14 protein-coding genes are annotated in these 12248 nt (G+C 65.6%); 6 read left to right on the top strand and 8 right to left on the bottom strand.

The features are described 5' to 3' along the window. Positions 1 to 2 precede the first annotated feature (2 nt). Genes N0K08_RS08570 through N0K08_RS08560 form a run of 3 tightly spaced genes read right to left on the bottom strand, consistent with a single transcriptional unit; the run spans position 3 to position 1982 of the window. On the bottom strand, positions 3 to 386 hold the full coding sequence (locus tag N0K08_RS08570) for a lysozyme inhibitor LprI family protein (RefSeq protein WP_261499795.1): 384 nt from the start codon (positions 384 to 386) through the stop codon (positions 3 to 5). Between the two features lie 56 nt (positions 387 to 442). Continuing rightward, positions 443 to 1540, bottom strand: a complete 1098-nt coding sequence (locus tag N0K08_RS08565; RefSeq protein WP_261499794.1) for an NAD(P)/FAD-dependent oxidoreductase — start codon at positions 1538 to 1540, stop codon at positions 443 to 445. Beyond that, positions 1530 to 1982 carry a ribosomal maturation YjgA family protein gene (locus tag N0K08_RS08560; RefSeq protein ID WP_261499793.1) on the bottom strand — a complete coding sequence of 151 codons (453 nt, stop codon included), beginning with the start codon at positions 1980 to 1982 and terminating at the stop codon, positions 1530 to 1532. Before N0K08_RS08560 ends, N0K08_RS08565 begins: the two co-directional genes overlap by 11 nt. A 514-nt stretch (positions 1983 to 2496) precedes the next feature. Between N0K08_RS08560 and N0K08_RS08555 the strand changes: the two genes are divergently transcribed. Continuing rightward, positions 2497 to 2976, top strand: a complete 480-nt coding sequence (locus N0K08_RS08555) for a DUF3597 domain-containing protein (protein WP_261499792.1) — start codon at positions 2497 to 2499, stop codon at positions 2974 to 2976. 61 nt (positions 2977 to 3037) lie between these two features. Here the strand turns inward: N0K08_RS08555 and N0K08_RS08550 are convergent, their stop codons facing one another. The 3 genes from N0K08_RS08550 to N0K08_RS08540 all read right to left on the bottom strand — a co-directional run bounded on the left by N0K08_RS08550 (position 3038) and on the right by N0K08_RS08540 (position 3950). After that, positions 3038 to 3193: a hypothetical protein gene (locus N0K08_RS08550; protein WP_261499791.1), complete on the bottom strand. Its 156-nt coding sequence runs from the start codon at positions 3191 to 3193 to the stop codon at positions 3038 to 3040. Between the two features lie 150 nt (positions 3194 to 3343). After that, the gene (locus N0K08_RS08545) at positions 3344 to 3532 is read right to left on the bottom strand and encodes a helix-turn-helix domain-containing protein (protein ID WP_261500474.1); all 189 of its coding nucleotides are present in this window, start codon (positions 3530 to 3532) and stop codon (positions 3344 to 3346) included. After that, positions 3471 to 3950, bottom strand: coding sequence for a hypothetical protein (locus N0K08_RS08540; protein ID WP_261500496.1), 480 nt, complete (start codon positions 3948 to 3950; stop codon positions 3471 to 3473). The genes N0K08_RS08545 and N0K08_RS08540 overlap by 62 nt, the downstream gene beginning before the upstream one ends. 160 nt (positions 3951 to 4110) lie before the next feature. On the opposite strand from N0K08_RS08540, the gene N0K08_RS08535 reads away from it, so the two are divergent. The 5 genes from N0K08_RS08535 to N0K08_RS08515 all read left to right on the top strand — a co-directional run bounded on the left by N0K08_RS08535 (position 4111) and on the right by N0K08_RS08515 (position 10151). Beyond that, positions 4111 to 5688 (top strand): acyl-CoA synthetase, encoded by a 1578-nt coding sequence (locus N0K08_RS08535; RefSeq protein WP_261499790.1) that lies wholly within the window; start codon positions 4111 to 4113, stop codon positions 5686 to 5688. A 54-nt stretch (positions 5689 to 5742) separates the two neighbouring features. Further along, a complete protein-coding gene (locus N0K08_RS08530; protein ID WP_261499789.1) occupies positions 5743 to 6885 on the top strand; it encodes an FAS1-like dehydratase domain-containing protein in 1143 nt (380 codons plus the stop codon). A 3-nt stretch (positions 6886 to 6888) separates the two neighbouring features. After that, positions 6889 to 8118, top strand: a complete 1230-nt coding sequence (locus N0K08_RS08525) for a CaiB/BaiF CoA transferase family protein (RefSeq protein WP_261499788.1) — start codon at positions 6889 to 6891, stop codon at positions 8116 to 8118. Between the two features lie 112 nt (positions 8119 to 8230). Next, positions 8231 to 9193: a Bug family tripartite tricarboxylate transporter substrate binding protein gene (locus tag N0K08_RS08520; protein ID WP_261499787.1), complete on the top strand. Its 963-nt coding sequence runs from the start codon at positions 8231 to 8233 to the stop codon at positions 9191 to 9193. A gap of 187 nt (positions 9194 to 9380) precedes the next feature. Continuing rightward, positions 9381 to 10151, top strand: coding sequence for an IclR family transcriptional regulator (locus N0K08_RS08515; RefSeq protein ID WP_261499786.1), 771 nt, complete (start codon positions 9381 to 9383; stop codon positions 10149 to 10151). 68 nt (positions 10152 to 10219) lie between these two features. On the opposite strand, the gene N0K08_RS08510 is transcribed toward N0K08_RS08515, so the two are convergent. Together N0K08_RS08510 and N0K08_RS08505 are read right to left on the bottom strand one after the other, a co-directional pair. Then, on the bottom strand, positions 10220 to 10951 hold the full coding sequence (locus N0K08_RS08510; protein ID WP_261499785.1) for a type 1 glutamine amidotransferase: 732 nt from the start codon (positions 10949 to 10951) through the stop codon (positions 10220 to 10222). Positions 10952 to 11069: 118 nt separating this feature from the next. Beyond that, on the bottom strand, positions 11070 to 12239 hold the full coding sequence (locus N0K08_RS08505; RefSeq protein WP_261499784.1) for an acyl-CoA dehydrogenase family protein: 1170 nt from the start codon (positions 12237 to 12239) through the stop codon (positions 11070 to 11072). Between the last annotated feature and the right edge of the window lie 9 nt (positions 12240 to 12248).

Here is a 12248-nt window from a genome sequence, read left to right as displayed (position 1 = left end):
CCTCAGTCCCAGGACTTCTTGGCGACCATTTCGTTGCGGCAGGTGCCGGCCTTGCATTCGCGCACCCGGTCGCGCAAGTATTCCGTCCGGGAGCGATTGACCCGGTAGTTGCAGTCCACATCGATGGATCCACCGGATTCGCATGCGCCATTGCGGTAGCGGATCCAATCGAGTTGCGACTCCTTGAGCTGCTGCTTGGTCGTGTCGTTGACGAGGTTGCGCAAGTCCTTGTAGCTGGCGTTCAACTCGTTGTCGGACTCGAAGAAGATCTTCGCCATGCAGTAGGTCTTGTCGTAGCTGGTGCGGTACTTGTCGCATTCGCCCGCTGCGTGGGCGGCGACGGGCATCAACAGAGCGAGGGTCAGGGACGAGAGGATGCGTTTCATGGGTGGTAGGCAGTGAAGTGATGGGCCTGCAATGGAAGTTGCAGTCGAATCATGCCCTAGGCGGAGGTGTCACCCTTGCGATGGAAGTAAACCCGCTCGGCCGCACGCCGCATGGTCGAGGTGGCCAGCAAGTGGTTGAACACCCAGTCGTTCTGGAAATGGTCGAAAGCCCAGCGCAACGCGCGCTTGATCCTGAAGCGCGGATAGCTTCGCACAAACCATGTGGACGGGTCATCGGCTTCGCCGCGGATGAAACGCGCCACCGCATCGCCCGCGCTCTCGCCGTGCTGAAGCGCTGTGCGGATGCCGCCCGCGGTGACGGGGGAGACCATTCCCGCGGCGTCGCCCACCAGCAGGGCGCGCTCGCGGGCCACGACCGGCAGCACGCCGCCACAAGGAATCATGCCGGCACGAATGGCCAAGGGAACTTCATCGCCAGGAGAAACCACATTCGAAATCTTGGCGAGCAGCGGGTCCAGTCGCAGCGGCGTGCCTTTGCGGCCCGTCATGCGCCGGGCGATGCCGATCTGGCTCATGCCGACGCCGTTGAGCGCCCAGCCGATATAGCCCGGTGCGAGTTGGCGGTCAATGAAGCAATGCAGCAGATCGGGCTCCAGCAGGGCATCCCGGTACTCATGCTCCACGCCATAGAGAAACTCTGTGTTGCGCGAGAGTCCGAGGGCCTTCGCGACGCGCGAATGCGGGCCGTCCGCGCCCACGATGAAACGCGCCTCCAAGGCATCGCCGGTGGCCAGCGGGACCTGCCACGCCGTGCCTGCCCATTGCGCCTGGTCGAACAAGGTGTCGAGCCGGACTTCCACCCCGCAGCGTCGCACGTCTTCCACCATCCAGGCGAGCATCGCGGCGGTGTCCGTGGCCCAGAAGTAGTATCCCGGCGCGTGCAGATCGACGTGGCGCATGTTCGGCGCATAGAGGCGCACGCCCTCGATGCGCCTCACCAGCGCAGGCGGCACTTCGGCCAGCCAGGGCGTGCTGTCGACGGCATCCTTGACGATGATGCCGGTGGTGTGCAGCTTGGCGCCCGAGTTGGACTTCTTTTCGAGCACCACGACACTCAATCCGGCCAGTGCCGCCGCACGGGCGCAAGCCAGTCCGGCGAAGCTCGCGCCGACGATCAGGAGGTCAACTTTCATGGGTGCGGCGCTGCTGGATCCGGATCGCTGCGAGGATCAGCACAAAACCGATGGCGTAGGCCAGCAGATCCAGCCAGTCGAACGTGGCGCCCAATGCAATGTGAAGAATCGTGCCCCGCTTCAGGCCCAGCCAGTCGGCGAGATGGACATACTGCAATGCTTCGATCACGACACAGAAAGCCAGCGCCCCAGCGGCCAGCTTGGCGGAGGCCGCCTGCACAAACGTTTTCAGCAGGCTGAAGACCACGCCGACGACGATCACGTCGCCAACGAACGAGCGTATGAAGCCGCCATGCAAGTATTTGGCGATAGCGATCTCGACGAGCACCAGGACGATGCAGATCGCCAGGAAGCGCAGGTCCATGGGGCCGCGAACGGCAGGCGTGGCGCAAGCCAAGGGCGCAGACGACTGCAGGGTGTTTTCAGTGCTTTGATCGCTCACTGTGGGCTCCGAAAAGGGGAAGCGCCTTCTTTGAAGGGCATGGTCGTGCGAAAAAATGGAACCGCGTGCGCATGACGCAGGCATTGCGAGCCGTCGCCTGGGGGCGGGCGGAGTTCGTCGAAGGCTGTACGGAGCGCGAAATTGTAACCGCCAGGGTCCAACCGCGGCCCGCACGAAGCCGCGACGCAAGCCCTGCGCAGTGAAAGAAATGGCAGCTGCGATCACCGGTGATACGCTCGGCGCTGGCAGGCTGTGGATGGCATGTTTCCCCCTGTCGCACCCGTACTGCCCGACAGCCTGGCCGTAGCCATGGACACCATCCGCAAGGAGCATTTTTATTCTCAAGACCATTGCCAGAACTGCGCTTGTCTGCCTTTGCTCGGCCGTCTTGGCCAGCTGCGTGGCAAGCCGTGACGGGCCTGCGACGCAAGCGTCCATCTCCAGCGGCGTCGAGGACGTGCCGGAGTCAAGCTCCGGAGCGTCGTCCAAAAAGGAGATCGTTTCCGTTCAATGGATGAACCGCGACTTCACGCAGAAAATCGACACTGTGCCGTCGGGCAGCGATGTCGGACTGTGGGTGCAGACCAGAAATTACCCGGTTGGCGAGGTCATTTCGGTCGTTGTGGGCGAAGAGGTCGAAGGACTGAGCGTGGGGGATAGACGCTTTTCCGGGGTGGTCGATTCCGAGGGCAATGTACGCATGCTGGTCGACACGTCGGCGAGAGCGGAGGCGATGACCGAAGCCCAGGTCCGGGAGATGCTCGACGCTCTGGCACGGAAAGCGCCACAGAAGCTCCACTGGGCCACGTCGGTCGTCGATCTGTTGAAGCTGCTCGGGCAAGACAGTTCGCTCGCCGCTCGCCAGCGAGTCGCCGCCGAGGGCCGGTACACCGGCGCAATGGGCGACTCGGCCACGAGAAATGTCTGGATGCATCGCCACGTGATGAGCCAGCTCGCCGCAAGTGGCGGAAAACTGCCGTTCACACTCCGATAGCTTCAGGCCACGCCCTAGGCCATCGTCGACCGGCGGTTCAACGAAGGTGGGCCTGAGCGCTTCAGGTGTCCGTGCCCTGGCGGAACTTGTGCGCCTGGGCACGCGTTTCCTTGAAGGCCTCCGGGCTGGAGGAAGAGGGAGAAGTTCTTGGCGTGTCCATCGATGGCGCCCAGCAGCCGACCCGCTCGCCGTTCATCCAGACACCGAGTGCGGGCATTACCAGCTTCCTTTCGGCTTCTTGTCCTGCCAGCCAGGTGGCAGCGTCTGGGTCTTGAAGGGGCCTATGCCCATGCGGGCTGCTTTGGCGGTCTTTGCGCCTGGGATCTTGGGCCCCAGGCCGTGCAATGGGGCGAACTCCGCCGGCGAACTACCCGTGGTGCGCGGCGCTGAATGCGGTAGAGGGCTTGCTGCAAGAGTGCGTATGACCAGTTCGGCATCGAGCAATTGCAAAACTGCCATAAATTGACCCAGGCTGACCGCCGCCGGGCCATTTTTCAATGGCTGAGACACGCGACTGCGTCACTCCAAGCGGTTGGGCGAGCTGGGCTTGGTTCATGCCTGCCGTCTTGCGCAAGGATTTCAGGTGCAGGCTGAGCTGCTCGGGGAAATTCAATGCGCAGTCCATTGCCTTTGCCTTGGATAAAAACAAGCATGAAGTGATAGTTCAGAGTGAACACCTTTAAATGATATTTCGCAAATATCACCTGCAGATGATGGTCCTGATGGACGCACAGGCTGCGCTGCGTGCCTGCGGTCGCGAATTCCAGCGCACTGCCCCGGATAAACCCTGAATGATGCGCCGCTGACAGCGCCAGGCAGCGCTGTTTTGGCCTTTTCCCGACGACATCGACACTGATCCCAAAGCCATGCCGCGCGGCACGGAGAGGCGCGCGCGAAAACTCGCAAAAAAAGAGCAGCAAAGCCTGCCCAGATATAGAGTCTGGAGGACTTGATCGCCTGCCGTAGGCCTGCATGGAGGGGGCTGCAAGCCAGCGGAAAAGCGGCTCGGTGCGGGGTTTGGCGTTCGATCTATTTAGATTATTTTTGTACTAATACAAACAATAACGCTATTTGACAAAAACTAGCCAAAACTGAACACTGCATTCAACCCCATCAACCACGTTGGATGCAGCCATGACACCTTTGACCGCCTACCAGAGCTATGCCGATGCACAGCTGCAGTTTTCGCCCGAGCGCCTGTGGGATCTGTTCGACGGTCAGCGCGATGCCTTGAACATCGCCCACGAGTGCGTGGACCGCCATGCGGGCTCGGAGCGCGATGCCCTGATCGTGGTGCAGGCCCAAGGCGGCGATGAAGTCATCAGCTACCGGCAGCTGGCGGAAGATTCCTCGCGCCTGGCCTTCTGGCTGCAAGCCCAAGGCATAGGGGCCGGCGACCGGGTGGCCATCATGCTCGAGCCTTCGCGGGCTTTCTACACGGCCATGTTCGGCGTCATCAAGCGCGGCGCGATTGCGGTGCCGCTGTTCACGCTGTTCGGGCCCGACGGCATCCGTCTGCGGGTGCAGGACTGCCAGCCCGCGCTGCTGATCACCAATGCCGACAAGGAAGAAGCCGCGCGGGCCACCGGCCACGCCCATGTGCAGGTCTTCGACGCGGCCTTTGCGCAAATGCTCAAGGCCTACCCCACGGCCTACAAGTCCCAGACCCGGGCCGATGACCTGGCGGTGTTCCAGTACACCTCGGGCACGACCCGCGAGCTGCCCGAAGCCGTCAAGCACACGCACAAGGCGCTGGTGACCTTGATGGTCGCCGCCTTGTACGGCACGGGCCTGCGCCCAGGCGACCGCTATTTCTGCCCGTCTTCGCCGGCCTGGGGCCATGGGCTGTGGCACGGCACGCTCGCGCCCCTGGCGCTGGGCCTGACGGTGGGCGCCTACAGCGGGCGCTTCCATCCCGAGCGGCTGCTGCAAGGCCTGTCCCAGCATGGCTTCACCAATATGTCAGCCGCGGCCACGCACTACCGCATGATGAAGAACTGCGGCCAGGCCGGCGCCCATGCCTACGCGCTGACCAAGCTGTCGTTCACCGGCGAGCCCATCGACGACGACACGGCCGACTTTGTCCGCGCCACCTTCGGCCTGGACGTGTGCAGCATGTACGGCACGACGGAAATCGGCGTGGTGCTGGCCAGCTACCCCGGGGCTGGCGACTTCGCGGTCAAGCGCGGCTCGCTGGGCAAGGCCGTGCCCGGCACCGAAGTGCAGGTGCAGGACGCCGAAGGCCGGGTCTGCGCGCCCGGCGTGACCGGCCAGTTGATGGTGCTGCGCCGCGGCCAGTGGGTGGCGACGAAAGACCTGGGCCGCACCGATGAGGACGGCTACTTCTACCACGGCGGCCGCGCCGACGACGTGATCATTTCCGCGGGCTGGACCATGAGCGCCGTCGAGATCGAGAACGTCATCCTGATGCACCCGGACGTGCTCGAAGCCGCGGTGATCGGCGTGCCCGATGCGCTGCGCGGCCAGGTCGTCAAGGCCTTTGTCGTGGGCCAGCGGCCCGCCTCCCAGGCGCCGGCCTTCGCGGCCGAAATCCAGGCGCTGGTGAAAACCAAGCTCAGCCAGCACGAATACCCGCGCCATGTGGCCCTGGTGGACGAACTCCCCAAGACGCCCGCCGGCAAGGTGCATCGCAAGCAACTGCGCGAGCGCGAACACGCCGCTGCCCTGGCCTGCGCCGCCGGCGTCGCCTGAGCCCCCCCGTTTCCCCGTCCTCACTTTCCCATCCCACCACCAGGAGCCATCACCATGGACATGAAAGCACAGCGCAACTTCCCGAAGATCACCGAAAGCGGCCTGGACGAGTTGCGCCAGCGCATAGGCACGAAGATCGGCCATACCGTCGAGCCCTGGTGCCATGAGGCCACGCGCGACAACATCCGGCATTACGCGCACGGCATCGGCGATGACAACCCGCTGTGGTGCGACCCGGATTACGCCGCGAAATCCCACTACGGCGGCATCGTGGCCCTGCCCAGCTTCTTGTTTTCCACCAGCCGCATCGTCTCGGGCTATGTGGGCGGCCTGCCGGGCGTGCACGCCATGTGGTCGGGCGCCGACTGGACCTGGCACAAGCCCGTGCTGCGCAACGACGAAATCCATACCGAGGCCCACCTCAAGGACCTGGTCGAGCACCAGACGCGGTTTGCCGGCCGCGCCGTGCAGCAGATCTACCACGTCGACTTCTTCAACCAGAGTGGCGACAAGGTGGCCGAAGCCGACAGCTGGTGCTTTCGCACCGAGCGCGACCATGCGCGTGAGCAAGGCACCAAGTACCAGGAAGCGCGCGAGCGCGGCCAGCGCGTCTACAGCGACGAGGAGCTGGCCGAAGCCTTCAAGCTGTACCGCGGCGAGGAAGTGCGCGGCGCCGTGCCGCGCTACTGGGAAGATGTGAAGGAAGGCGAAGCCTTGCCGACCATGTTCAAGGGGCCGATGACGGTGACCGGCTTCATCGCCTACGCCCAGGGCTGGGGCGGCCTGTACATCCGCGCCAACAAGCTGGCCTGGAAGCTGATCGACGCCCATCCGGGCGTGGGCATCAAGAACCGCTTCGGCATCCCGGACGTGCCGGAGCGCGTGCACTGGGAAGAGGACTTCGCGCTGGAAGTGGGCGCGCCCGGGGCTTACGACTACGGTCCGGAACGCACATCCTGGCTGACCCACCATCTGACCAACTGGATGGGCGACGCCGGCTTTCTGCACAAGGCCAGCTGCAAGATCCGCCGCCACAACCCCGAAGGCGACATGCTGTTCATCACCGGCAAGGTGGTGCGCAAGTATGTGCAGGACGGCAAGCACCTGGTCGAGATCGAGCAGATCGCGCACAACCAGGACAACGAGCTGTCGGTGGTCGGTGGCGGCACGGTGGTCTTGCCCAGCCGCGGAGCCTGAGCCATGGACCGCGCAGGTGCTTTGCAGGGGCTGAAGGTCGTGGACCTGACCCGGGTCCTGGCCGGGCCCCTGTGCACGCAAATCCTCGCCGACCACGGGGCGGATGTGATCAAGGTCGAGCCGCCGGCGGGCGACGAGACCCGCAAGCTCGCGCCGCCCTATACGCCCAGCCGCCAGGCCGCCTACTTCTCGGCGCTCAACCGCGGCAAGCAATCCATACGCCTGGACCTGTCCGGGCCTGAAGGCCAGGACGTGCTGCATGCGCTGCTGTCCGACGCCGACGTACTGGTGGAGAACTTCGTGCCCGGCACGCTGGAGCGCTGGGGCCTGGGCTACGAGGCGGTGCTGGCCGCGCGCTACCCGCGTCTGGTGCTGTGCAGCATCAGCGGCTTCGGCGCCGACGGCCCGCTGGGCGGGCTGCCGGGTTATGACGCTGTCTTGCAGGCGATGTGCGGCATCATGAGCGTCAACGGCAGCCCCGAGGCGGGCGGGACCAAGGTGGGGATTCCCGTCGTGGACCATTTGACGGGCTATGTCGCGCTGTCGGGCATTCTCATGGCGCTGCAGGCGCGGGCGCGCGACGGCCGGGGCCAGCGCGTCGAAGCCACGCTGTACGACACGGCCATCAGCCTGTTGCTGCCGCACGCGGCCAACTGGATCAGTTCAGGCGAATGCCCGCAGCCCCTGGGCAATGCCCACCCAAACATCGTGCCCTACGACAGGTTCCAGGCAGCGGACGGCGCGCTGTTCATCGGCATTCTGAACGACGGCCAGTTCGGGCGCTTTTGCGACGTGATAGGGCAGCCCGCGCTGGCGCTGGATGCGCGCTTTTGCGGCAATTCGCAACGCCTGGCGCACCGCCAGGCCTTGTATGCCTGCATCGCCGCGGCGATCAGCGCCCAGCCGGCGCAATTCTGGGCCGAGGCCTTGATGCGCGCCGGCGTGCCGGCCGGGGCGGTGAACAGCGTGGCTGCGGCCTTGAACCATCCGCACACGGCCCACCGGCAGCTGCTGGTGCGCCGAGGGCGCTACACCGGCATCCGCTCGCCCGTGCGGCTGCTGGGCACGCCGGCCTGCCCGGGCGGCCCGCCGCCGGACCTGGACCAGGACCGGGCGGCCATCCTGGCAGGGCTGGGCCTGGCCGAGGCGTCCGCACTTGGCGCTTCCCCGCCTGTACAAGCCCATCGGTCGACCCTGAGAATGCGGGAGGGCCATATCACCACTCCGCTGTAGCTGGCAGAAAACGTCTACCCGAAGGCGACGGCTACGGTACAGCTTCAGTGCTGCCCTCCAGTCCAGACAAAGCCTTTGTGTAGCTCAATCATTGCACCAAGAGGAGACAGACATGAGAGTCGTAGCACTGGGATGGGCGGTCGCGGTGGGTCTTGCAGCAGCGCCTGCGCTGCAGGCGCAGACCTACCCGTCCAAACCCATCAAAATCATCGTGGCCTATCCCGCCGGCCAGGGCACGGACATCGCCACGCGCTATCTGGCCGACCAGATCTCCCGGGATCTGGGCCAGCCCATCGTCATCGACAACCGCCCCGGCGCCGGCGGCAATGTGGGCACGGATGCCACGGCCAAGGCCCATCCCGATGGCTATACGCTGACCATGGGCACCAACGCCACCCATGTGCTCAACGAGTTTCTCTATAGCAAGATCCCGTTCAACGCCGGCAACGACTTCGAGCCCGTGGTCATGGTCGGCACTTTCCCCATGGTGCTGGCGGTGGTCGGCAGCTCGCCGCTGACGTCGGCCCGGCAGCTGGTCGACACCGTGCGCACCACGCCGCGCGGCGCGGACATCGCCCTGCCCAGCACCAGTGCGCGGCTGGTGGTCGAGCTGCTGAAGGAGCGTTCGGCCGTGGCCTTGTTCGGCGTGCCCTACAAGGGCTCGGGCACGGCGGTGACCGATCTCATCGGCGGCCAGCTCACGGCCATCGTCGACACTCCCACCAGCCTGCGCCCGCACCTGCAGGCGGGCAAGCTGCGCGCCCTGGCCGTGACTTCGCTGCAGCCCAGCGCCCTGGTGCCGGGCGTGCCGGCCATCGCCGAGCAAGGCTATCCGGGCTTTGACGTGATCGCCTGGAATGCCTTGTACGCGCCCAAAGGCACGCCAGCGCCCATCATCCACACGCTCAACGCCGCCTTCAACAAGGCCTTGCAACGCCCGGAGACGCGGCAAAGGCTGCTGGAGCTGGGGTTCGAGCCCGCCGGCGGCACGCCCGAATGGCTGGCGGGCTTTGGCAAGACCGAACGCAAGAAGTGGCAAGTGGTAATCGCCACGGCCGGACTCAAGGCAGATTGACGGGCGGCCCATGCCGGGGCGGCCCATGCCGGGGTCGGCCCGGCCGGCGGCCGGTAACCGCTAACAAGGAGCTGTGATGCACGAGATGACAAGCGAAATGCGGCCTGCCTGGATGCCTTTCGGCCAGCCTGTTTGGGGTAAGCTGGACAGCCCATCCACGCGTCACCGCAAGCAGAAAACCCGCACCATGGCCGCTGAACCGAGTAAAAAGCCCAAGGAGGTCCGGGTCCGTCCGGTTCCCGCCGTCAGTCGCTCCATCGCCATCCTGCGCTTGCTGGGCGAGGAAAAGCCGGGCCTGGGCGTCAAAGCCATCGCCGACCGGCTGGGCCTGGTGCCCAGCACCTGCCTGCACATTCTGCGCGTGCTGGTCAGCGAAGACCTGGTCGGCATCGACACCGCCACCAAGCGCTACACGCTGGCCGCGGGCATGATCAGCCTGGCGCGCAGCGTGCTGGAAGGCGGCAGCTTCGCGAGCCAGGTCCAGCCGGGACTGGACCGGCTGGCCGCCCGGCATGGCGTGACGGCCATGGGCGTGGAAGTGACCCAGCACCAGAGCGTGGTGGTGCTGGCCCTGTCCAAGTCCAACCAGCCGTTTCGCTTGCACACCGATGTGGGCAGCCAGTTTTCCAGCCTGGTCAGCGCCACGGGCCGGCTGATCGCCGCCCAGCTCGACGCCAGTCCCGCCCAGCTGAAGAAGCTTTTTGCGGCCATCGCCTGGGATGATGCACCGTCCTTCACTACCTGGAAGAACGAAGTCGCACTGGCGCGGCAGCAGGGCTGGGCGCTGGACCGCGACAATTTCGTGCGCGGCCTGAGCGTGGTGGCACTACCGGTGTTCAACGTGCGCGGACAGCTCACCCACACGGTGGTCGCGGCCGGCATGAGCAGCCTGCTCAACGCGCCGGCCGTCCACCGGCTGGTGGAAGACATGCGCCAGGAAGTGCAGGCGCTGGGGTAAAGGCACCTCCATGCTGCCTCGGCCTGGGGGCGGATTGGGATAGCGAGATGCCATAGGGACGCAGGTGTTCAAGCGCTCCAGCCAGCGCTCACGGCCATCACCGGACGCTCGATCTGATCGGTCCAGGCCCCATACACCTGGTAGGCCGTGGCCCGCAGTTCCGGCGCGCGCGCTGACAGTTCGCTGAGGATTTGCGCCTCGGTCTGCACGGCCGGGCCGCGGGCGCATTGCAGTTCATCGTGTCCCGCGGCGCACCAGGCCTGGACGCTTTCGGGCGTGACTTCGAGGTGGCCCTGGAAGGCCCACTGCCGGCCGCGGCGAAAGCCCTTGTTCAGGCAGTGCTTGCCGTACATGGTGCGCACGGCGCCGCGCGGGATGTCGAAAGTGTCGTAGTGCCAGTGAAAAATGGTGGTCTGGCCGGGCAGGTGCATCAGTTGCTGCGCGGGCTGGGTCACCCAGACCTTGCTCCAGCCGATATTGGCGCAGGTATTGCGCCAGACGCGTGCGTCCATGGCGCGCGCCAGCATCTGGGCGCCAAAGCAATGGCCCAACGCTGGCAGGTCGTGCTGCTGGGCGTCGCGCAGCAAGGCCAGTTCGGCGTCAATCCACGCCAGGCGTTCGTTGGCGCAGTGGTTGCTGCCCAGGGACACCACGGCGCTGTAGTCGTGGGCCTGCCGGGGCGCGCTGCCCTCCAGGGGCGGGCAAAAAAGTTGGTAGGGAATGTCCAGGGAGTCCAGATGCTCGCGCAGCACACCCGGGCCTTGCGTGGCTTCGTGCTGGAGAATGGCGATGGGTTTCATGGGGACACAGCCTCTTGCAAGAGGCTGGTTGTTGCGAGACCTTGAATCTAAGGAATCGCCCCTCAAGACCGCATCGAGATTGCATCCTCGCGCGTCAAGACCGCATCAAGATGCGGCGTCAAGCGTGCAGACGCTGCTTGAAGGCCCGTTTGGCGATGGCCGCGCGGTGCACTTCGGAGGCGCCGTCATAGATGCGAAACGGCCGCAGCATGCGCAAAATCATGGACAGCGGCACATCCTCGGAAATGCCCAGGGCGCCGGTGATCTGCACGGCGGAATCCGCCACGCGATTGACGGCTTCGGAAACGAAGACCTTGGCCATGGACGAGGTGTGGCGTATGGACTCGCCCAGGTCGAGGCGGCGCGCCACGTCCAGCGTCATCAGCCGCGCCGCATACAGGTCGATGTGCGCGTTGGCCACCATGGCCTGCACCATCTGGTGTTCGGCCAGCCGCGCGCCATGGGATTGCCGCTGGGCCGCATAGTCCTGGGCCATGTCCATGGCGCGCGACGACAGTCCGATGAAGCGCATGCAGTGGAACAGGCGCGCGCCTTCCAGGCGCAGCTGTGCGTACTCCAGGCCCTTGCCTTCCTCGCCGATCAAGGCTTCGGGGCCGAGCTGGCAATCCTTGAGCAGGATTTCGGCATGGCCGCCGACGTCAAACGGCTCCATCGAGGGAATATCGCGCAGCACCTGGAAGCCGGGGTTGGAGGTGTCGACCAGGAACCAGCAGACGCCGTTGTCGCTGCGCGCCACGACGATGGCGAAATCCGCGCGCATGGCGCCGCTGATGAACCATTTGTGGCCGTCGAGCACCCAGCCGTCGCCCTGGCGGCGTGCCGTGGTGGCGAGCATGCGCGGGTCCGAGCCCGCCCCCGGGGCCGGCTCGGTCATGGCAAAGCAGGAGCGCGATTGGCCGCGTGCCAGCGGATCGAGGTAGCGCTGGCGCTGCCAGGGACTGGCGAGCTGTTCCAGCGCGGCGATGTCGGGCTGGCCCGGCGGCGCGCACTGCAGGATGGCGGGGCCCAGAAAGCTGCGCCCGGCCTCTTCGAGAAAAGCGCAGCACTCTTCCCAGGACAGGCCCAGGCCGCCTTCGCTCACGGCCAGGCGCGGCGCGCCAAAACCCAGGGCTTGGGCGCGCAGGCCCAGTTCGGCGCTGAGGCGCTGCACGGCAGCCCCGTCGTGGGCCGAGCGCAGGTCTTCGCGGGGAATCACTTCCTGGTCGATGAAATCGCGCAGACCGGCGATCAGCGCGGCGAATTCGGTGGCGGGGCGGGTCAGGCTCATGGTGCAGGT

It is taken from the genome of Acidovorax bellezanensis, from assembly GCF_025421555.1.
Lineage (GTDB): Bacteria > Pseudomonadota > Gammaproteobacteria > Burkholderiales > Burkholderiaceae_C > Comamonas > Comamonas bellezanensis.
The sequence above is the reverse complement of the archived record's forward strand: the minus strand, read 5'-3'. Positions and strand labels throughout refer to the sequence as shown.

What these genes read in the sequence shown, in the direction of transcription:
- N0K08_RS08570 (WP_261499795.1), bottom strand. Translation starts at nt 386, where the DNA reads ATGAAACGCATCCTCTCGTCCCTGACCCTCGCTCTGTTGATGCCCGTC.
- N0K08_RS08565 (WP_261499794.1), bottom strand. Translation starts at nt 1,540, where the DNA reads ATGAAAGTTGACCTCCTGATCGTCGGCGCGAGCTTCGCCGGACTGGCT.
- N0K08_RS08555 (WP_261499792.1), top strand. Translation starts at nt 2,497, where the DNA reads ATGAACCGCGACTTCACGCAGAAAATCGACACTGTGCCGTCGGGCAGC.
- N0K08_RS08550 (WP_261499791.1), bottom strand. Translation starts at nt 3,193, where the DNA reads ATGCCCGCACTCGGTGTCTGGATGAACGGCGAGCGGGTCGGCTGCTGG.
- N0K08_RS08545 (WP_261500474.1), bottom strand. Translation starts at nt 3,532, where the DNA reads ATGAACCAAGCCCAGCTCGCCCAACCGCTTGGAGTGACGCAGTCGCGT.
- N0K08_RS08540 (WP_261500496.1), bottom strand. Translation starts at nt 3,950, where the DNA reads ATGCAGGCCTACGGCAGGCGATCAAGTCCTCCAGACTCTATATCTGGG.
- N0K08_RS08535 (WP_261499790.1), top strand. Translation starts at nt 4,111, where the DNA reads ATGACACCTTTGACCGCCTACCAGAGCTATGCCGATGCACAGCTGCAG.
- N0K08_RS08530 (WP_261499789.1), top strand. Translation starts at nt 5,743, where the DNA reads ATGGACATGAAAGCACAGCGCAACTTCCCGAAGATCACCGAAAGCGGC.
- N0K08_RS08525 (WP_261499788.1), top strand. Translation starts at nt 6,889, where the DNA reads ATGGACCGCGCAGGTGCTTTGCAGGGGCTGAAGGTCGTGGACCTGACC.
- N0K08_RS08520 (WP_261499787.1), top strand. Translation starts at nt 8,231, where the DNA reads ATGAGAGTCGTAGCACTGGGATGGGCGGTCGCGGTGGGTCTTGCAGCA.
- N0K08_RS08515 (WP_261499786.1), top strand. Translation starts at nt 9,381, where the DNA reads ATGGCCGCTGAACCGAGTAAAAAGCCCAAGGAGGTCCGGGTCCGTCCG.
- N0K08_RS08510 (WP_261499785.1), bottom strand. Translation starts at nt 10,951, where the DNA reads ATGAAACCCATCGCCATTCTCCAGCACGAAGCCACGCAAGGCCCGGGT.
- N0K08_RS08505 (WP_261499784.1), bottom strand. Translation starts at nt 12,239, where the DNA reads ATGAGCCTGACCCGCCCCGCCACCGAATTCGCCGCGCTGATCGCCGGT.